A 21,078-nucleotide genomic window follows, 5' to 3' on the forward strand; every position below is an offset into this window, starting at 1 on the left:
CCTGCGACCACGGAGTGTTGAGTGAAAGCCGTCCATACTGAGCTGCACCGCAGCCATGATCCGCAATTCTTCCTGGTTCGCGGTGTCGTCAAGCGCACCACCGAGCAGCCCGAGCGCGCCGACCGCCTGCTCAAGGGATTGAAGGATGGCAAGCATCAACTGGTCGAGCCGGCCAAGTTCGGGCAGGGGCCGCGCGCACGCATTCACAGTCCGGAATACCTGTCGTTCCTGAGCGAAGCCTGGGACGCCTGGACCGCGCTCGGCGATTCCGGCCCGGAGATGATCGGCAACATCCACCCGGTGCGCCATGCCGCGACCTATCCGACCCACATCGTCGGCAAGCTCGGCTGGCACACCGCCGATACCGCAGCGCCGATTGGTCCTGGCACCTGGGCAGCGGCCTGCGCCGCGACCGACGTTGCGGTGACCGCTGCGCAGATGGTGATGGATGGCGAGGATGCCACTTATGCGCTCTGCCGTCCGCCCGGCCATCACGCCTATCGCGACATGGCCGGCGGCTTCTGCTTCCTCAACAACAGCGCGATCGCAGCCGCGCATCTGCGGCAGAAGCACGAGCGCGTCGTGATCCTCGATGTCGACGTCCATCACGGCAACGGCACGCAAGGCATCTTCTACGCGCGGCCGGACGTCTACACGATCTCGATCCATGCCGATCCGGTTGCTTATTACCCCTTCGTGTGGGGCTACGCGCATGAGCGCGGCGAAGGCCCGGGCCTCGGCACCAATCTCAACATCCCCCTCGCCATCGGCACCGGCGACGACGGCTACATCCAGGCGCTGGACCTCGCGCGCAAGGCGATCGAATCCTTTGCGCCCGGCGCCCTCGTCATCGCGCTCGGCCTCGATGCCTCGGAGCACGATCCGCTCAGGGGATTGGCCGTCACCACACCCGGCTTCCGCCGCATCGGCCAGGCCATCGCGAAGATGGGCCTGCCGACCGTGTTCGTGCAGGAAGGCGGCTATCTCTCGGATATCCTCGGCGCGAACCTCACTTCGGTGCTGGCCGGATTCGAAGAGGCGCGGTGAGGCTTACCTTCGCCTCTCCCCCGCGTGCGGGGAGTGGCTGGAATTTGCGTAAGCAAATTCCAGGTGAGGGGGAGTCTCCGCGAGTCCAACTGCCAGCGTCCTGGCGGAGCCCCTCACCCCAACGCTCTTAGCGCGAGCGAAGCTCGTCGCGGCCCCGCAAGCGGGGAGAGGGGGAAGAGTTCAAAACATCCCGCTCGCCGCGAGCGCCTTGCGGACGTGTTGCATCTCGGCTTCGTCCGCCACCATGTCGAGCATAACAGTGGTCAGGCCCTTTGTCGCAAACGCCTTCAGCTTCGCGCCGATCTCGGCATAGCTGCCGACGAGATAGGGGCAGTCGGCCTGGAAGGTCAGGAACGGCAGCAGCCAATAGCCATTGTCGTGAAGCTCACCGCTTTGCCCCTCGTAGAGCCGCCGCTTCCATACGGAGTCGCTGTTCTCCACGGTGAGCGCGAGCAGCTCGCGATCATCGGGATTGTCAGGGAAGCGCGCCTTTGCGGCCTGTCGAGCCTCGTCGCGTCCCGCGCGCGCGAAGATTCCAAAGTTCAAGCCTGCTACGTCGAGGCCGTGATCCAGATCGGGCGGCAGCATTTGCATCTTGATGCAGCCGGTTTCCTTGGCGACGCGCTGGGCTGCCTCGGATTGGCCGGCGATCAAGAATTCCGGCACCAGCTCCGCGGGAAGGTGCGGGCGAAGTTGCAGATTTCTGGCGCGGTAGAATTGCCCATCGAAATTCACCGGCCGCGGGCTTGCCAGCAACTGGCGCATCAGCGCGACGAATTCACTGAGCCGAATGTAACGATCGGCATGCGACTGGTCGTCGCCGAGTCCCTGCAGGTCGCTGACCGCCGTCCCGGTGATCATGTTGAGATAGACCTTGCGGCGGTAGAGCTGCGCGAAGGACGAGACGAATTTCGCCGCCGTGAACGGGTGCATGTAGACCGGATTGACGGCGATCAACGGCGAAGATCGCGTGGTCTCTGCCATGATGTGCTGGGCCATCGCCCAGGGTTCGACGAACACGTCGTTGCCTTCGAACAGCAGGATGCCTTCAAAGCCGTTGCGGTCGGCGAACTGCGCTACCCGCACCAGCTCGCCAACATAGGTCTTGGGATCGCGGTTGCGTGAAATCGCGGGAAAGACGCGCAGCCGCGGCTGCGTCATTCAGCCGCTTCCTGGAGCGGCCAGGCATGGCGGCTGATGGGAAGGCCGCCATCCGCACCGGAGCCATCGGCGATCGCGAGGCGATGCGAGGGCGATGGCGAGCATAGCGAGAAGCGCCAGCCGTCCGGATCGTCGGCAATGCCGGGCTTGAAGCTGATCTCGATGGCCTCGCGCGACACCTGCATCGCGAAGGCGTCGAGCGGCAAATTGAGTCCGAAGCCCCTGGCCTTCAGATAGGCCTCCTTGAGCGTCCAATAGTCGAAGAAGCGCTCGATCGCCGCCGGCTCCGGCAGTCCGCGCAGCGTTTCGACCTCCTCCGGCGCAAAGAAGCGATGCGCGGTGGACAGCGGGGCGACGCGCCGTGACACGGTTTCGACGTCGACCCCGACGGCCTCATGCCGCGACACCACGCAGGCGACGCAGCCGTCGGCATGCGAGAGGTTGAAATGCAGCGCGGACGAGGTCTTGGGCGCTGCAACAAACGGACGCCCATAGTGGCCGACGCCAAACGACCAGTCGGAGGGCGCGACGTTGGCGGCGACCTGCGACAGCGCCAGGCGCAACATGGCATGTGCAAAGATATATTGCCGCCGATGCCGCTCGAACACGAAGCGATCGGCCCGGGCTCGTTCGTCGACCGAGAGCAGGCGTCGGCACGCCTCGACCGCGCCCGGCGCGTCGATCGTCTCGATCAGCCCGACAAAGAGTTCGATTCTGTCGTCTGCCATCAATTGGGCCCATGGCGTCAGGCGAGGCCAAATCCCCGGTCCCGACGGAAGAGTCAGCTGAGCAAGAATCAACCAAGAGGACCCTTCCTAACGGTCCACCCAGGCGAATTCTTGTCGATTTGCAGGCCGGTTTACAGGCGCAAGCTTGTGCGAGACCCCAACTCGACGAGCGAGCGGCCCAATTCCGAAAACTGAAGCTCGAAAGTTGAAGGCTGGAAATTCGTGCGACGTCCCGGCCGACGAATTTTACTTCTTTTTCTTCTTGGCCTTCTTCGCCGCACCCAGCATCGAAAGGCTGGCGTCGACGTCCTTCAGCGCGGATTGGAGCTTCCTCTTCTCTTCAGTCAGCAACTTTTGCAGGGCCTTGCGGTCTTTGTCGCTCAGCGAGGTGCCCTTGGTAAATTTGATGAAACCCATAACAACTCCCCGGTTAAAAATAATCGTCCAAATCAAGCGCGGGGAATAATCTTGCGCGGTGGCGCCAAATAATCAAGATGCAACTTGATCATTCACAGCTTTGGCGCGTGATCCGGTACTCGTCCGCGATATAACCGGCTTTAGGCCGCCCTGCGCGCGAGTAACCGGCCGAGCGGTGCATTGGGGCGGGCGACGGCCGCCGTCAGCAGCGCGACGAGATCCTCCATCCACTCGCCGACCATTCGGTCCTCGAGCAGTTCGCGCTTGTAATTGCACGAGCCGGTGATGCCGGTGGGGCGCTCCTTGAGCATCAGCGACAGCCAGGTCTGGTCGATCGGCAGCACCGGCTGGCCCTCGCGCGCGATGTTGCCGATCGATCCTGTCGCGAGATCCGGGAGATCGAGCGGCTGGCGCAGCGGGTTTTGCAGCGTGAAATAGACCTGGAGCAGCGAGGCCGGATCGATTCCCTCCCGCTCCAGATGATCGGCCAGGACGTTGAACGGCAGCTCCTGCCGCGCATGCGCGTCGAGCACGCTTTGGCGAACCCGCGCCAAGGCTTGCGCGAACGACAGATCCGGCGTGATCCTCGTGCGGATGATCACCGTGTTCTCGAACGGGCCGATGATTCGGTCGGTGTCCGGCTGGGCACGATTGGCCATGGCGGTCGCGACCGCCATGTCGGTGCGGCCGGTCCGGGCCAGCAGCAGGGCCTTCAGACCTGTGAGCAGGCACATGAACAGCGTGCAACTGTGCTGGCCGGCGAACGCCGTGACCCGGCCGATCAGCTCACGCTCGAGGTTGACCGGATGGTGCCCTGTGGACGGGCCCGGGCTTGATTCGCCGTCGAACACGGGACCCGCTCCGCGCAAATTCTCCGTCCAGTCGGCAGCTTGGCGGCGTGCGGCGTCGGTGCCGCACCACCAGCGCTGCCAGCGTGCGACATAGGAAAAGGCTGGCGGTGAGCTCAGTAACGGCGCGCACGGATATCCAGCCAGCGCCGCATAGCGGCTCGACAATTGCTCGAACAGCACGCCGATCGACCAGCCGTCGACAATGGCGTGATGCAGCGTCAGCAGCAGCACGTGATCGTCGTCGTGGAGCCGTAACAAGCGGGCGCGCAACAGCGGCGCGCGCGTGATGTCGATCGGCACGTAGGTCTCCTGCTGGATCAGGAGATTGATCTTCCTGAGCTCCAGCGCCTTGCGCCGCTTGTTGTTATGAGGATGGCCGTCGCCGATCGTCTCGACCGTCATGATTCGGCCAAGGGTGCGCGGCGCGGCGATGCGGCTTTCGGGCTCCTCGCCGTTCCAGGCGAACGCCGTCCGCAGCGATTCGTGCCGGCGCACGACATCATCGATCGCCTGCGCCAGGGCGGCCGGATCGAGCGGACCCTGGAGGCGGAAGGCGAAGGGCAGGTTGAACAGCGGTAGCCCCGGCAGATTCCGCTCGATCCGCAGCATCTGGTCCTGCGCGATAGAAAGCGCAGGAGGCCCGCTTGCAGCTAATCGCGGCACGCTTGCGGCAGGCTTGTGCTGTTTCGCCGCCATGGCCTCATCGACCTGCCGGGCGAGCTCTTCGATCGTCGGTGCCTCGAAGATGGTCTTGATCGGCAACGACACGCCGAGCGCACGGGCAACGCGCGCCATTGCCTGGCCAGCCAGCAGCGAATGGCCGCCGAGGTCGAAGAAATTGTCGGTGACACCGAGGTCTTCGACCTTCAGCAGATCGATCCAGATGTCCGAGAGCACCTTTTCGGTGAAGTGCCGCGCTGGCACGGCCGCGTCCGGCCCGGACGTTTCCGGTTGAGCGGGTGGCAGCAGCGCGGAGCGGTCGATTTTGCCGTGGGCGTTTAGCGGCACCTGATCCAGGAACAGGAAGGCGGACGGGATGGCTTGGGCCGGCAGCCTGCCTTTCAGGAACTCGCGTAGCTCGCTGGCGCTGCTCCGGCTGCCGGGCTTGGCGATGATATGGGCGATCAGCTTGATATCGCCGCTCGCCTCCCGGCGCGGCTCGACGATGCCGGCGCGCACGTTTGGATGCTCGGCCAGCGCATTCTCAATCTCCTTGAGTTCAATGCGGTAGCCGCGGACCTTGACCTGATGGTCGGCGCGGCCGAGGCATTCGATCGTCCCGTCGGCGCGGCGGCGGGCAAGATCGCCTGTCCGGTAGAGCCGGCCGCCGGCCTGGCGCGAGAACGGATCTGGCAGAAAGCGCTGCTGGCTTTGTGCGGGGTCGTTGACGTAGGCGCGGCCGATTCCGGCGCCGCCGATGCAGAGCTCGCCGGTCACGCCGACCGGCTGCGGCTGGAGGTTCGCGTCGAGCACGTAGAGCTGGGTGTTCGGCAGCGGCGCGCCGACCGGAACGTTGGTCGTTGCGATCGCCGGCGCCTTGGTCAGGCGATGCAGGGAGACGTCGTCGGAGCATTCCGACGCGCCATAGGCATTGATCAGCGGCACCTTCGGGCAACGGGTGAACCAGGCGCGGCAGAGATCGACGGGCAGCGGCTCTCCGGTCGAGATCAGCAGTCGCAACTTTGCAAAGGCACGCTGCACCTGCGCCTCGTCCATGCGATCGAGAATGACGCGCAGCAGCGAAGGCACGATCTCGAGCACCGTGATGCCCTCGCGCTCGATCTCCCGCGCCAGTAGGGTCGGGTCCTGCACGATCGCGTTGCCGCAGATATGCACGCGCGCGCCGACCATGGGCCCGGCGAGGAATTGCCAGACCGAGATGACGAAGCTCTGCGGTGCGGTTTGCGCGATCACGTCCCTGGCCGACAGCTTCAGTTCGGCAATCAACGACGCCAGATGGTTCGACAGGCCGCGCTGCTCGATCATGACGCCCTTCGGCGCGCCGGAGGAGCCGGACGTATAGATGAGATAGGCAAGGCTCGAGGCGGCGCGCCGCAGCGCGCGCACCGGCTTGTTTGTCCCTGGTGCGATCACGTCTTCGAGCTCGGCCACCTGGATGCGCTCGACCAGCGGCTCGAGCAGGGTCTCGACCATGGCGGACTGAGTCCGCCCGGTCAGCAGCACGCGGGCGCAGCTCGATCCGAGGATGGTCGTGAGCCTTGCCGGCGGCTGGTCGGGATCGAGATTGAGGAACGCCGCGCCGACGCGCTGCACTGCGATCATCGCGGCGAGCAGGTCGGGCCCGCGCTCCGCCAGCAAGGCGACGACGCGCTCGGCGCCGACCCCTTCGCGGGCGAGCCAGCGTGCGGCCGCTTGGCTGCGGCGCGCTAGCTCGCGATAGCTGAGGGACGCACGGCCGTCCGACACCGCAACGGCGTTCGGTGTCTTCTTCGCCTGGCGATCGAAGCGCTCGCTCAAATTCCCGCGTGTGGTGAAATTGGCCGGCACGCCCCGGCCTTTCGCCAGCAGCTGACGGCGTTCGGCCTCGGTCAGGAGCGGCAGGCGCGAGATCCGCTGCTCCGGATTGGCGATGACGGCTTTGAGCAGGGTCTTGAACTGGGCGGCCATGCCTTCGATCGTCGCGGTGTCGAACAGATCGGTGGCGTATTCGAAGAAGCCGGCGAAACGGCCGTCGGCCTCGACCAGTTCGAGCGTGATGTCGAAGCGCGCCACCTTCGGGTCCACCTCCAGCCGCCGGGTCGACAGGCCCGGGAAGCGTGCCGCCTCGATCGAGGCGTTCTGGAGGATGAACATGATCCGGAACAGCGGATTGCCGTCGCTGCGGCGCGCGATCTGCAGCGCGCGCAACACCTCCTCGATCGGGAGGTCCTGGTTGCGGTAGGCGTCCAGCGTGACCTGCCGCACCCGCCGCAACATCTCGCCGAACCTCGGATCGCCACTAAAATCGTTGCGCAGGATCAGAGTGTTGGCGAACAGCCCGATCAGGCGCTCGCTCTCGATCTGGTTGCGGTTGGCGATCAGCGAGCCGGTGGCGACGTCCTCGTGCGAGGTATGGCGGAACAACAGGCACTGGAAGACGGCGAGCAGCGTCATGAACGGCGTGACGCCCTGGTTCTGGCTCAGCGCGCGCAGTTGACCCGACAGCGTTTTGGAGAATTCGAGATAGTGGCGCGCGCCGTGACCGCTCCAGACCTCCGGCCGCGGTCGGTCCGTCCGTAGGGGTAGCGTGGTGACGCCGTCGAGCTGCGCCCTCCAATAATCGAGCTGCTCCTTCGCCGCCGGCGTCTGCGCCCAGCTCTGCTGCCAGAGCGCGAAGTCGCGATATTGGAACGCAGGCTCAGGCAGCGCGGCTGAGTGCTTCTTACGCGCCGCAGCGTAATGGATGGCGAGCTCTTCCCAGAACAGCCGCTGCGACCAGCCGTCGGTGACGAGGTGATGGACATTGACCACCAGCGCATGGCTGGTCTTGTCGAACGACAGCAGTGCGACCTTCAGCGGTGGCTCGCGGGCAAGATCGAACGGATGTTGCGCGAGCTTGAACGCCTCGCGCCTGATAACCGCGGGCCGCTTCTCCGCAGGGCAGGGCTTCAGCTTGATGCGCTCGACCCGCGGCGGTGATGACAGCACAAGCTGTACCGGCTCGCCCTGGCGTTCGACGAAGACCGAGCGCAGCGCCTCATGGCGCGTGCAGATCGCAGCGAGGCTCGCAGAAAGCGCGGCGACGTCAACCGCGCCATTGAGGAGCGCGACTTCGACGACATTGTAATTGTAGCAGGTCGGGTCAAGCCGCGAGAGCACGTACATCCGCTGTTGCTGAAACGACAGCGGTGCATCTAGATCCTCGGCCTGACGCCAGGCCGGCAGCGCCGTCTCGCGTCGGCTTGCGGCGGTCTCAATCCGGGTCGCAAGCGCCGTGACCGTGGAGCAATCGAAGATATCCTCGAACGAGAAGTCGACATGGAAGCGTTCGCGCAGGCGCGAGCGCATCTGAGTCACCGCGAGCGAGTCCGCACCGAGCGCGAAGACGTCCTGGTCGACGCCGACCCGCGGTAGCTCCAGGAGGCCGGCCCAGATCTCCGCGAGCTGCGTCTCCAGCGCGTTACGCGGCAGTCGCGTCTCCCCGGCATCCGCCGTCTCTGCGATCAAACCAGCTAGCGCGTTACGCTTGACCTTGCCGCTGGCACCTTTCGGCAGTGCCGCCACGCTACGGATCAGGCTGGGTATCTTGTAGGCTGCAAGCCGTTGTCGTGCGAACTGGCGCAACTGGTCGGAGGTCGCCTCGGAATTCGGCCGCAACACCACGACGGCGGCGACGTTCTCGCCGAGCTTTTCGTGTGGAACGGCGAACACGCCGGCCTCCAGCACCGCGGGATGGCTGAGCAAAACCTCTTCCACCTCCAGCGGCGAGATCTTCTGACCGCCGCGGTTGATGATGTCCTTGATACGGCCGACGATGAAGAGATAGCCGTCGGCATCGAGATAACCGAGGTCGCCGGTCCGGAACCAGCCATCGCGAAACGCGGCCTGCGTCGCCGCATCGTCATTATAGTAGCCGCGGCACATGTTCGGACCGCGCAGCATGATCTCGCCGTGCGCGCCGCTCGCGAGCGTGCGGCCCCTCTCGTCCATGATCGCGATCTCCGGGCCGGCGGCGCGGCCGACCGATCCGACCTTGCGCAGCTCGAACGGGTTGGCCGCGATCTGCGAGGCCGCCTCCGTCATTCCGTAGGTCTCGAGCACGGGAACGCCGAACGTCGCCTCCAGCCCTTCGAGAATCGCCGGCGAGAGCGAGGCCGAGGCCGAGCGGATCACGCGTAGCGACGACGGCCGGGCGCGGTGCGGGTTGGCTTCCGCCGCGGTCAAGAGGGCGCGATGAATGGTCGGCACCGCCGTGTACCAGGTCGGCTGCAGCTCCCGCATCCAGCCAAAGAAGGAGGATGCGTCGAAACCGTCGGTGCAGATCACGCTGGAGCCCGCGGCCAGCGCCGTGAGAAGACCGGAGATCAAGCCATGGGCATGAAACAGCGGGAGGACGTTGAGCAGGCGATCGTGCGACGAGAGCGACAGCACGTGGCCGGCATTGTAAGCGGACAGGCAGACATTGCGATGGGTCAGCGGCACCATCTTCGGCCGCGCCGCGGTGCCTGACGTCAACAGAATGAACGCGTCGTCGTCGCCGCGCGCGGCACCGCTGGCATTCGCCGGCCCGACCGTCGGCGCGATGAACGCGCCGCCACCGAGATCGTCGATGGGCCCCGCAACGAAATCGATCACGGCGATATCGAGCGCCCTGGCGACGTCGCGGCTCGCAGAGTTCATGTCGGCCCGGGTCACGAGCGCCGTCAACTTCAATTCGCTGAAATAGCGCTGCAGCTCGTCCGCGGTCAGATCGGGATTGACGGGGACGCAGGCGCAGCTTGAGGCGACCGCGATCAACGCCAGCGCACTGTCGGCGCCGCGCGGCAGAGCAACCGCGATGCGGCCTGCGGGGCCGATGCCGAGCTCACGCAAGGTACGGACCAGTTGCCGGACTGATCCGTCCAGCGCGCCATAGCTGAGGACCGGCCGGCCGGGGGCGAGGAGTGCGGGCGCCGCCGGGGTCTTGCGGGCGTAAAATTCGAGAAGGCCGCTGATATGCGCGAATATCTGCGTTTCGGCCGTCGTACCGGCTGATCCTTCTTCCGATCCGGATGCAATCTCCGACAACGCCATTCCCTTTTGATCCGATTGGGCTATTCTTCCAACAAGCTAGGGAACGCGTCCAGTCCGAGGTGAAGTTTGGGTCCCAAAATCTGTGGTTGAGGGACCCTGAAGCCCTTCGACGGAGTGATGGTCGGGCAGAATCACCATGCTGGAGAATGAGCCGGATACGGGATCGGAAAGCGGGCTGAAGCGCTGGCTCGAAGGTGTCGGCCTCGGGCACTACACCGATCTTTTCGCGCAGCACCGTCTCGATCTCGACGTCCTGGGAGACCTGACCGAATCCGATCTGGTCGAGCTTGGATTGCCGCTCGGCGATCGCAAGCGGCTCCAGCGGGCGATGGCGGCGCTGTTTCAAGCGGAAGCAGCGGAGGCGCCAACCGCGGCGGTGCGTCCGCAAACACGGGCGGAGGTCGGTGCCGAACGGCGCCAGCTCACCACCATGTTCTGCGACATGGTGGATTCCACCTCGCTTTCCGCGCAGTTCGATCCCGAAGACGTCCGCGACATGATCGCGGGCTTTCGCGAAACCTGCGTCCGCGTGGTCAAACATTACGAGGGCTTTGCCGCCCGTTTCGTCGGCGACGGTATCCTGGTCTATTTCGGCTATCCGACCGCACATGAGGACGATGCTGAGCGTGCGGTGCGCGCCGGGCTCGAGATCGTGCGGGTGCTGTCGACTGCGCGCGCGGTCGAACCGCGGGGCGCGCTCAGCCATTCACCCGCTGTCCGCATCGGGATTGCGACCGGCCTCGTCGTGGTCGGCGACCTCGTCGGGCAGGGCACCGAGGAGCGCGACTCCGCGGTCGGCGAAACCGTCAATCTCGCGGCGCGGCTGCAAGCACTGGCGCCGCCCAATGGCGTCGTGATCTCCGCCTCGACGCAGTCGCTGCTGAAGGGGAAATTCGACTACCGCAATCTCGGTGTCCATGCGCTCAAGGGCATCTCGGAGAAGGCGCAGGCCTGGCACGTGGTGCGCGCCACGCGGGTGGAGACCCGCTTCGCCGCCGCGATGGGCGCGCGGCTGACGCCGCTCGTCAACCGCGAGGAGGAGATTGCGCTGTTGATGGGCCGCTGGCAGCAGGCCAAGGACGGCGACGGCCAGGTCGTCGTCAAGTTCGGCGAGCCCGGTATCGGCAAGTCGCGCATCATCCAGGAAATCTTCGAGCGAATATCAGGCGACCGGCATGGGCAGGTCTCGTTCCAGTGCTCGCCCTACTACACCTCGACCGCATTCTATCCGTTCGCCGAGCAGCTCAAATTCTCCCTCGGCCTCGACCGCGAGGATACCTCCGCGCTGTCGCTGGCGAGCCTGGAGAACGCGATCGCCGCCGCGCATGGCGACATCGAGCAGGTCACGCCGTTGTTTGCCGCGCTGCTGTCGATACCGACCGGAGAGCGCTATCCGCCGCTCGATCTGTCGCCGCAGCAGCAGAAGGACGCGACCGTCGCGGCGCTGGTCAGTCACTTCCTCGGCCTCGCGCGCGAGATGCCGCTGGTGATCGCGTTCGAGGATTTGCACTGGATCGACCCGACCTCCCGCGAGGTGATCGACCTCCTGGTCGATCGGGTGCAGAACCGGTCGATCCTGGTCATCATCACCGCGCGCTCGGAATTCCAGCCGAGCTGGAACGCGCATTCGCACATCACCACCCTGGTCCTGAACCGCCTGAGCCGGCAGCTCCGCACGACGCTGGTCGAGCGTGTTGCGGGACGCGAACTGCCCAAGGAGGTCGTCGAGGAGATCATCGTCAAGACCGACGGCGTGCCGCTGTTCCTGGAAGAGCTGACCAAGACGGTTCTCGAATCCAACCTTCTCACCGAGCGGCACGGGCGCTATGTGCTGTCGGGACCGTGGCGGCAGCTCGCAATCCCGGCAACCCTGACCGATTCGCTGATGGCGCGGCTCGACCGGATGGGTCCGTTCAAGCGGATCGCGCAGATCGGCGCCACGATCGGCCGCGAGTTTTCCTACGAAGCCCTGCACGCCATCGCCAATACGCCGGCCGAGCAGATCGAGGCGGCGCTCAATCATCTGGAGGAGGCGGGGTTGATCATGCGCCGCGGCCATCCGCCGGACGCGCTCTACTCCTTCAAGCACGTGATGATCCAGAACGCCGCGCATGCGAGCCTGCTGCACAGCGAGCGGCGCAAGCTGCATTCCCGGATCGCCCAGGTGCTCGCCGAGATGTACCCGGAGAAGACCGAGCGCGAACCGGAGCTGCTTGCCTATCACCTGACCGAATCCGGCCAGAGCGAGGGCGCCGCCAGCTTTTGGCTCAAGGCCGGCAAGCAGGCGGCCAAGAGCGGCGCCAATCTGGAGGCGATCGGCCATCTGCGCCGCGGCCTCAACGTCGTGCAGGCCAATGCGCGCATGCAGGGCGCGGATGAGATGGAGCTCGAGCTGCGGATAGCGCTCGGCAATGCGCTGATTGCCGCCAAAGGCTATGCGGTGCAGGAAGTCGAGGAGAATTACATCCGTGCGCTCGAGCTGGGTCAGCAGCTCGATGACGACGAAAAGGCCTTTGCTGCGACCCGCGGGCTCTGGGTGTGCCATTTCATCCGTGCCGATCTCACGCGCGCGCACGATCTCAGCGTCGAGCTGATGAAGTTCGCCAAGCGCGCGCGGCTGAGCGAGCGAGCGCAGCCGGCACAGCAGACCGGCTATCTGATGGAGGCTCACCGCGCGATCGCGATGACCATGCTCTATCGCGGCCGCTTCGCCGCCTCGCAGCATCATCTGCATCGCTGCATCAATCTCTACAGTCCGGATCTGCATTCCGATCTGATGGAGCGGCACGGCACCGATCCCGGCGTCGTTTCGCTGTCCTATCTCGGCTACCTCCTGTGGTTCCTCGGCCGGCCCGACGCGGCGCGCCAGCACAGCGAGCAGGCGATCGCGAATGCGGAGAAGATCCGTCACCCCTTCACCCTCGCCTTCGCACTGGTATTCGGCGCGTACCTTTGCCAGCATTTGCGCGACGTCGAGGGCACGCGCGACCATGCCAACCGCGCCATGATCATTGCCACCGAGCACAATTTCTTGCACTGGAAGCAGCAGGCCGCGATCCTGCGCGGCTGGGCGCTGACGCAGCTCGGCGAGGCCGATGAAGGTCTCAGCCAGATGCGCTTCGGCCTCGACGAATACGAGGCGATGGATTCCTGGCTCGCCGGATGCTGGTTCCGCTGTCTGCTGGCCGAGGCCTATGCCAAGATCGGGATGCGCGATGCCGCCTTGCGCGCGCTCGATGGTGCGCTCGCGACGGCGAGACGGACCGGCGATCACTCCTACCTTGCTGAAGTCTATCGCCTGCAAGGCGAGATCACGCTGTCGGATCACGACCCGGCCTCGGTACAGGAGGCCGAGGATCTGTTCGGCCTATCGTTGGAGATCGCGCGCAAGCAGGGTGCACTGTCCTGGGAGCTTCGCACCGCCGTCAGTCTCGCGCGCCTGTCGCATGAAGCCGGCAAACGCGAGCACGCAAGTCTTCTGCTGGTGCCGATCGTAAACAAGTTCAGCGAGGGCTTTTACACCCCGGACCTGAAGCAGGCGATGCAGCTCGTCAACGAGCTCGGGGCGGACGCGCCCATTCGCGAGCAGGCCGATCTGTGATATGAGCGATCTTGCCGCCGCGCGTGCGCGCTATGTGGAGTTGATTGCCAGGCGCGAGCGGATTTCCTCAAAGCGCCTGCTCGACGCGCTTGCCGCCGTTCCGCGCGAGCATTTTCTGCCGAGGGGACCCTGGCGCATCAAGAGCGAGGCGGCGCGCAGCTATCGGCTGACGCCCAACGCAGATCCCGTTCATCTCTACGACAACGTACTGGTCGCGATCGATGCGCGCCGCAAGCTCGACACCGGCCTGCCGAGCCTGTGGGCACATTTCATCGACATGCTCGACATCAGGGAGAAGGACCGTGTCGTGCAGATCGGCTGCGGACTGGGTTATTTCTCCGCCGTGCTGTCGATGATGGTCGGGCCAAAGGGCAGCGTACACGCGATCGAATGCGACGAGCGTCTCGCGGCGCGAGCGGCGAACTGCTTGCGCGACTATGGTAACGTCAGGGTCGTCAACGGCGACGGATGCAAGGACGTCGGCGAGCCGGCCGACGTGATCATCGTGCATGCCGGCTTCCCGTACCCGCACCCGCTCTGGCTTGAGGCGCTCCGTCCGCGCGGCCGCCTCCTGGTGCCGCTGACCCAGCGGGACCGCGAAGGCGCCGCCCTCAGGATCAGGCGCAAGGGCAGGGGGTTCGAAGCCGAGGCGGTGCAGCAGATCCGGATCTTCCCCGGTCACGGCCGCGGTGTGACCGCGCTCGACGACCGCGTCGCCGACTGGTGGCAGCGGGCATCAGCCCTGGCACCGCTGCGCTTTCGCAGTCTCGCGCAGGGGCTGCCGTCGGATGGCTAATGCTTCGTTTCATTTTACCTTGATTCCGGTTGTGAGTTTCCAGTGTCCCCTCGCACCGCTATGAGTGCGGCTTGATCGCCATTCGAGCGCACTCCATGCATTCCGTTGCACTGCTGACTGCCAGCTACGCCAAGGATATCGAACGCTTTTCGCTGCTCAGCGAGAGCATCGACACCTGGCTGACGGGATACACGCGGCATTATGTTCTCGTTAACGATGAGGACGTGCCGCTGTTCACGCGGTTCGTCTCCGACAAGAGGGTCATCGTCCCGGCCTCGCGCTATTTGCCGAAATGGCTGTTTGCGCTGCCGCCGGCCCTCCAGTTCGGCAGCCGGCGCGTCTGGCTGTCGCTGCTGTCGTCTCCGGTACACGGCTGGCACATCCAGCAGATCCTGAAGATCGCCGGCGTCCTCAATGCGCCGGAGCAGCGCATCTGCATCCTGGATTCGGATAATCTGTTCTTCCGTGAATTCGACGTCGGCCAGTATGCCGGCGCCGAGACGACGCCGCTGTTCGTCACGCGCGAGGCGATCGGCGCCGACCACCCGTTGCATGGCCTCTGGCTCCGCACCGTCGATCAGCTTCTCGGGATCAAGGAGCGCTCGTTCCCGGCTGACGATTATGTCGGCAACGCGCTGGTCTGGGACAAGGACACGGCCCGTGCGATGACTAACGCCATCAGGTCGGCGACGGGCTTGAGCTGGGCTCTGGCACTGTGCCGGAAGAAAAAATTCTCCGAGTATCTGCTTTACGGAAACTTCGTCGCGACCTCGCCGGAACATCTGGCGAGACATCGGATCACCGAAGATAGCATCGCGGTCTCGCACTGGGACGACACGCCCCTCGACCGCCCGGCCATCGAAGCGATGATGCGCATGGCCTCGCCCGAGCAGGTCGCGCTCGGCATCCAGTCCTATTCGTCGACCTCGATCGACGACATCCGCGACGTGTTCCGTCTCTCCTCGCGCGATCGCCGCAGCCCGAGCCTGGCTCCCGATCACATCGGAGATGCGGCGGCGTTCGAAGCGCCCAAGACGCGCTAATCTTCAAGCATCCTTCGTGAACTTGCTGATGACGTCCATGAACGGCTTCGGTTTGAACTCGCCGTCGAGCGGCAGCGGACGGTTCGGCTGCTTGTCCGCGCGGGCGAAGGTGCCGTTGATCCAGCTGTAGCGATCCGAAAGGCCCCAGGTGAGGATCGAGCGCACCGGGCCGCTGGCCGAAACGGCCGTCAGCAGGTCGTCGACGCGCTTGGCGACGATGGCGTCGCGCTCTGCCGGATTGCCCGTCAGCTTCTGGTCGTCGACATCGAGTTCGGTGACGAGCACCTCGAGTCCCCAGGAACGCAGCTCGGTCACGAATTCGGCGAGCCCATGCGTGTCGATCTCGAGCTCGGCGTGCAGATGCGATTGCAGTCCCACGGCGTGGAGCGGAACACCCTGGTCGAGCAGATCCATGATGAGGTTGCGATAGGCCGCCCGCTTGGCGATGAACGAGTCTTTCGCTGACTCGATGTCATATTCGTTGATCGCGAGCTTGACGAAGGGGTCGGCCGCGGCCGCCGTGCGGAACGCCAAGGGAATCCAACGTTCGCCGAGATGCTGCGTCCAGAATGTGTCGCGCCGGTCTTTCGGGCTGCGGGGGTTATCCGGAATCGGCTCGTTGACGACGTCCCACGACGTCAGCTTGTCCTTGTAGTAGGAGACGACGGTGCCGATGTGGTCGAGATAGGCGCGCTCTACGCCGCGGTTGTCCTTGATCCGCTTGGTCCAGTCCGGAATGTCATGATACCAGGCCAGCGCGTGGCCGCGCATCGTCAGATCGTTGTCTCGCGCGAAATCCAGGATCGCGTCGGCGCGTTCGAAGGCGAACGTATGGGCGTCCGGCCGCAGCATCGGCCATTTCAGCTCGAGCACCGGCACCACCTGCGTGCAATAGGTGCTGATGGCCTCGCCGAGCCGCGGGTCAGCTTGCAGGTCCCAGAGCGTCGCCGCAGCGCCAAAGCCGGGACGGCGCTGGGCGCGTTTCGACGCCGGCACCGCGGACGCAGATGCGCCCGCCGCGAGGGCCGCAGCGCTGCCGAGGAGAAATTCGCGTCTATCGAGCCTGGTCACGGCAGTCCTCATCGATCCAACGCGGCATCGTACCAAGCGGCGCCTTGCGACGCCGGGGTTTTGCCTCGTTGGGTTAACCTCTGCCGTCCGCAAGTCATGGTTTCTTTCGATGGCCAAGTTTCTTTTGATCGCCAAGCCTTGCCCCTCAAGGAAGGGCAAATTTAACGCTAACGCACGAAAGCGGCTTCAAGGCCGCATTCGCCGCCCGATCTGCAGACTTATGTGACACTCTTGAGCGATGCTGCGGTGCAGTTCGTTCGCCAAGGTTCCATTGATTAACGGCCGTCATAATCGCAAGACCGCTGCCGGTCCCGTGCTCGCATGCTGAACCGCCATTTCTCGATCTATCTGGTCGCCTACATCCTGCCTGCGGCGGTGGGCTTCTTCGCGGTCACCGCCTATACGCGGCTCCTGAGCCCGGCTGAGTACGGCGTCTATGTCGTCGGCATCAGCCTTGCGGGCATCCTGGGCGCGATCTTCTTCGCCTGGATCAAGCTGTCGGTGTCGCGCTATCAGGCGATGTCGGCGGAGGTCGATTTTCGTGGCACGGCGATGGTCGCCTTCGCCCTTACGGTCGCGGTGCTCTGTGCCACCACACCGCTGGTTGTCCTGTTTCGCAGCGACATCAGCGTCGAGCTGCTCCTCGCCAGCATGTTCGTCGCGATCATGGCGAACGCGGTCGATGTCGGCCAGGAGTTCGAGCGCGCCAAATTGCGGCCCTACCGGTTCGCGGCGATCTCGATCGTGCGCAGCGTCTCCAGCGTCGGCTTCGGTCTGCTCGGCATCTGGCTCGGCTGGGGCGGATTGGGGCTGCTTGCGGCGTTCGGTCTGGGGTCGCTCGCCGGCATTATCCTGAACCTTGCAGGCGACCGCACCAGGATCGCGTGCTTCCAGCGCAGCCAGTTCATGCAGCTGGCGCGCTACGGCCTGCCGCTCACGTTGGCAGGATTGTCCGTTGCCGTCTATTCGGCCTGCGACCGGCTCATTGTCGCCTATTTGCTCGGCAAGGACGCTGCCGGCATCTTCGGCGTTGCCGCCGATCTGCCGCGCCAGTTCATGGTGATGATCGCATCCAGCGTTGCTGCGGCGACAGTGCCGCTGGTGTTCCGGTCATTGTCCGAGAATAACAGCGAGACGACGCGGGAGCGGCTGACTGAAAGTCTTGAGCTCCTGCTGGTCGTCGTGGCGCCCGTTGCGGTATGGCTCGCGCTAGCGGCGGACCAGGTCGCCGGCACGCTCGTCGGCATCGACTTCCGCGCCGGCGTCTCGGCGCTGCTGCCAACGCTGGTGCTCGCGCGGCTTTTCGGTATCGCCAATCAGTTCTACGTTCAGATCAGCTTCCAGCTCGCCGAGCGGCCCTTCATGTTGGCCGCGCAATCCTTTCTCACGCTGGTGATCAGCGTGATCCTGATGTTCGCGTTGATCGGCGGCTACGGCCTTTACGGCGCAGCGCTGGCGACGCTGGCGACCGAGGCGATCGGCTTCCTCGTTGCCGTCGTCCTGATGCATCGGGCCCACCCGGTCCCGTTCGAGCTCAATCGCCTCGCCGGCATTGCCTTCTCCGCGGCGGTGATGTCGGCCGCGATTCTGGTTGCGCGCTCGCAAGCGGGCGGCACCGGCCTCGTGTCGCTGATCATCGTCAGCCTTGCCGGCGGCTTTGCTTATGCGGTTGCGGCCTGGCTGCTGAATGTTGCGAACGTGCGAACGTTATCGCTGCGATTTCTCCGCACGTTCAACCGCAAGGCGCTGGGCGTTTGATTGCGCCGGTGGGCGCCGCCGTCACGACGCACCCCCGGCTAACCGGACATTCTGCCGCAGCGATCGTGGCCAGCTTCACGCCAGCTTCGACCGGAGGCCGCCTTCCGCCTGTGGCAGCCGTCGTATATGAGTGATTTGTCGCGGGAACATGCCGAATCTCGCCACAGAGGGAACGTAAGGCGGCTGCGATTTCTTAATGCAATGATTCCAATCTGGCACGTGATCGGCACAGACGGACTGGCATTTCGACCGAGGATGGCATGAAAAACCGACTGACGACGGCGCAATCCACCGTGGCGATGCGGCGTTGGGGGCCTTCCGGAATTGTGGCGCTGGCCGCGATCGTCACATTGACGGCGACGGCCCCGGCGACCGCCGCCAAGCAGCCGCGCCAGGTCGCCGAGGCGGTGGCGCCGCGTGTGGCCGGCGAGCCGATCATGGCGATCGTGTCGATCAAGAGCCAGCAGGTCACTTTCTACGATGCCGAGGGCTGGATCCTGCGCGCGCCGGTGTCGACCGGCACCACGGGCCGCGAGACGCCGGCCGGCGTGTTCGCCATCATCGAGAAGGACAAGGACCACCGTTCGACCATGTATGACGATGCCTGGATGCCGAACATGCAGCGCATCACCTGGAACGGTATCGCGCTGCATGGCGGGCCGCTGCCCGGTTATGCCGCTTCGCACGGCTGCGTGCGCATGCCGTTCGGCTTTGCCGAGAACCTGTTCGACAAGACCTATATCGGGATGCGGGTGATCATCTCGCCGTATGACACGGTCCCGACCGACTTCTCTCACCCCTCGCTGTTCGTGCCGAAGCCGGAGGCCATCGCGGCAGCGCCCAGCCGGGCCGACAAGCTCTCCGCCGAGGCCGACGAGGCCACAAGGGCTGCCGACGAAGCCAAGAAGGCTGCTTCCGCTGCCGCGAAGGAAGCTGCCTCGCTCCCTGCCGCGCTGCGCAAGCTGGAGCAGCAGAAGGCCCGCGCAGATGCCGAGCTCGCCTTCGCCGACAAGACGCTCGCGAACGCCAAAACCGATCAGGCCCGCGCCAAGGCCGAGGAGTTGAAGCAAAAGGCGGTGACCAAGGCTGCCGACGCGGCGACGCAGCTCGACGCCGCCAGGGCCGCCGCGCAGCCGAAGCGCGATGCGGCGGCCGCCACGAAGGAAGCCGCGAAGGCTGCCGCGGCCAGGAAAGCCGACGCTGTGAAGGCGGCCACCGATGCAAAGCTCGCGGGCGAGCCGGTCTCGGTTTACATCAGCCGTGCGACGCAGAAGCTCTACGTGAGGCGGAACACGCACAAGCCGGCGCCCGATGGCGGCGGCGAGGTGTTCGACACCAGCATCGAGGTTCCCGTTACGATCCGCAATCCCGACCAGCCGCTCGGCACGCACATCTTCACGGCGATGGCGAAGACCGATACCGGCCTGCGCTGGAGCGTGGTCACGATCGAGAACGGCGACGAGGCCCGCAATGCCCTCGACCGCATCACCATCCCGCAGGACGTGTGGGATCGCATCGGGCCGACGGCATTGCCGCGCTCCTCGATCATCATCTCCGATGAGCCGCTGAGCAGCGAGACCAATTACCGGACCGAATTCGTCGCGGTGCTGAGCAACGAGCCGCAGGGCGGCTTCATCACGCGCAAGCCGACCGCGCCTGCCATGATCGCCAGCGATGACGGCTGGGACAACGGCGGCAACGGTTTCGGCTTCTTCTTCCAGCAGCGTGATCCCTACGTCCAGCCGGTCAATCCGCGCCGGCGCAGCCAGTATCAGTATTATCAGCCGGCGCAGCCGATGCAGCGGGGCTTTTGGTAAGGGAAGTGCTGCGTCGATCGGCTCCCGCAACTACGGGCGGGCCTCGATCACGATCGCCTGGATCTTGCCTTCGACCGGTCCGGACCCATGGCGCGTCCGGATCGCCTCGGCAACGATATCGGTTGCCGCCTGAAGCTTGCTGGCATCCCTGGCCTCGATCTCGCTACGCAGCGGCGTACCCTGGCAGAGCGCGATGGCGACATTTTCGGCCGACGGCGCGCGGCTAATCTCAGATCTGGTTTCGATCGATATGTCACCGAAGCCCGCTTGTTCGAGGTCGCCTCTGATAACGGCCTTGTCGTAATAGCCGTGCGGCGTCCGAACCATGAAGTGCGGCGGATCGTCGGGAAACAGCTTTTCGAGCGCGACCGTGGCTTCATGCGTCAGCACATTTTCCTCGATGCGATCCCAGACGTTGAAGACGAACGTGCCATCCGGCTTCAGGACTCGCTTCACCTCTCCGTAGGCCTTGATCCGGTCCGGAAAGAACATCGCGCCGAACTGACAGCAGACCACGTCGAACTCGGCGTCGCCGAACGGCAGGGCCATTCCGTCAGCCTGGCGCCAGGTGATGCGATCATCACCCGCTTGGCGCTGCGCGGCAACCGCGAGCATCGGCTCGTTGAGATCGGTCGCGACATAACGGATGCCGCGCGGCAGCGCCGCCGCCACGGCGCGCGTCACCGCGCCGGTGCCTGCCGCGATCTCCAGCAGCACGGAGGGAGAGCGCGCGGCGACGCGTCTTGCGATGTCGTCGGCGTAAACGGCGAAGATCATCGGGACGAGATATTCGTCGTAGAGCTTTGGGATCGAGCCGGCGAAAACCTTGTCAGTATCGGACATGCTTGCCTCGCTGAAGGTTCGGACGCGGCCTTACGTTAGCATGGTTTTCTCTCCGTCGCGCCAGCAACGATGTAAATCTTGCCGATGATCGGGCCCTATGATCGGCGGCCGCCGACCTCACGGATCGGCCGCGTGCCGTCCCAGCTCATCGCGGCCTGCCGGACCTTTTCGAAGAACGGGCGGGATGTAGCTACGCTAATCACATTCACCGG

Annotated in this window: 12 protein-coding genes and 1 pseudogene; 6 read left to right on the top strand and 7 right to left on the bottom strand. The window is 65.0% G+C overall.

The window, feature by feature from the left end; all coding sequences use genetic code 11:
* Positions 1-21 precede the first annotated feature (21 nt).
* Complete coding sequence (locus P6U29_RS08225; RefSeq protein WP_407117120.1) at positions 22-1,047, top strand: histone deacetylase family protein; 1,026 nt, start codon at positions 22-24, stop codon at positions 1,045-1,047.
* A gap of 180 nt (positions 1,048-1,227) precedes the next feature.
* Here P6U29_RS08225 and P6U29_RS08230 read toward each other — a convergent pair whose 3' ends face one another.
* The 4 genes from P6U29_RS08230 to P6U29_RS08245 all read right to left on the bottom strand — a co-directional run bounded on the left by P6U29_RS08230 (position 1,228) and on the right by P6U29_RS08245 (position 9,937).
* On the bottom strand, positions 1,228-2,208 hold the full coding sequence (locus P6U29_RS08230) for an LLM class flavin-dependent oxidoreductase (RefSeq protein WP_407117121.1): 981 nt from the start codon (positions 2,206-2,208) through the stop codon (positions 1,228-1,230).
* Complete coding sequence (locus P6U29_RS08235; protein ID WP_407117122.1) at positions 2,205-2,936, bottom strand: 4'-phosphopantetheinyl transferase family protein; 732 nt, start codon at positions 2,934-2,936, stop codon at positions 2,205-2,207. Before P6U29_RS08235 ends, P6U29_RS08230 begins: the two co-directional genes overlap by 4 nt.
* Positions 2,937-3,182: 246 nt before the next feature.
* Complete coding sequence (locus P6U29_RS08240; RefSeq protein WP_407117123.1) at positions 3,183-3,353, bottom strand: hypothetical protein; 171 nt, start codon at positions 3,351-3,353, stop codon at positions 3,183-3,185.
* Between the two features lie 140 nt (positions 3,354-3,493).
* Positions 3,494-9,937, bottom strand: coding sequence for an amino acid adenylation domain-containing protein (locus P6U29_RS08245; RefSeq protein ID WP_407117124.1), 6,444 nt, complete (start codon positions 9,935-9,937; stop codon positions 3,494-3,496).
* A 136-nt stretch (positions 9,938-10,073) separates the two neighbouring features.
* On the opposite strand from P6U29_RS08245, the gene P6U29_RS08250 reads away from it, so the two are divergent.
* The 3 genes from P6U29_RS08250 (at position 10,074) to P6U29_RS08260 (ending at position 15,377) form a co-directional block, all read left to right on the top strand.
* Positions 10,074-13,538: an ATP-binding protein gene (locus P6U29_RS08250; protein ID WP_407117125.1), complete on the top strand. Its 3,465-nt coding sequence runs from the start codon at positions 10,074-10,076 to the stop codon at positions 13,536-13,538.
* 1 nt (position 13,539) lies between these two features.
* A complete protein-coding gene (locus P6U29_RS08255; RefSeq protein WP_407117126.1) occupies positions 13,540-14,334 on the top strand; it encodes a protein-L-isoaspartate O-methyltransferase family protein in 795 nt (264 codons plus the stop codon).
* Positions 14,335-14,429: 95 nt separating this feature from the next.
* Positions 14,430-15,377, top strand: a complete 948-nt coding sequence (locus P6U29_RS08260; protein ID WP_407117127.1) for a DUF6492 family protein — start codon at positions 14,430-14,432, stop codon at positions 15,375-15,377.
* Between the two features lie 3 nt (positions 15,378-15,380).
* Here the strand turns inward: P6U29_RS08260 and P6U29_RS08265 are convergent, their stop codons facing one another.
* Positions 15,381-16,448 carry an endo-1,4-beta-xylanase gene (locus P6U29_RS08265; RefSeq protein ID WP_407117128.1) on the bottom strand — a complete coding sequence of 356 codons (1,068 nt, stop codon included), beginning with the start codon at positions 16,446-16,448 and terminating at the stop codon, positions 15,381-15,383.
* Positions 16,449-16,769: 321 nt separating this feature from the next.
* On the opposite strand from P6U29_RS08265, the gene P6U29_RS08270 reads away from it, so the two are divergent.
* Positions 16,770-18,206, top strand: coding sequence for an oligosaccharide flippase family protein (locus P6U29_RS08270; RefSeq protein ID WP_407117129.1), 1,437 nt, complete (start codon positions 16,770-16,772; stop codon positions 18,204-18,206).
* Positions 18,207-18,466: 260 nt separating this feature from the next.
* A complete protein-coding gene (locus P6U29_RS08275; RefSeq protein WP_407117130.1) occupies positions 18,467-20,023 on the top strand; it encodes a L,D-transpeptidase in 1,557 nt (518 codons plus the stop codon).
* Positions 20,024-20,053: 30 nt separating this feature from the next.
* On the opposite strand, the gene P6U29_RS08280 is transcribed toward P6U29_RS08275, so the two are convergent.
* Both P6U29_RS08280 and P6U29_RS08285 read right to left on the bottom strand, forming a co-directional pair.
* Positions 20,054-20,866: a class I SAM-dependent methyltransferase gene (locus P6U29_RS08280; RefSeq protein ID WP_407117131.1), complete on the bottom strand. Its 813-nt coding sequence runs from the start codon at positions 20,864-20,866 to the stop codon at positions 20,054-20,056.
* Positions 20,867-20,961: 95 nt separating this feature from the next.
* Positions 20,962-21,054, bottom strand: a pseudogene (locus P6U29_RS08285) (VOC family protein); the annotation flags it as partial.
* Between the last annotated feature and the right edge of the window lie 24 nt (positions 21,055-21,078).

The organism is Bradyrhizobium sp. LMG 9283, assembly GCF_045571415.1.
Lineage (GTDB): Bacteria > Pseudomonadota > Alphaproteobacteria > Rhizobiales > Xanthobacteraceae > Bradyrhizobium.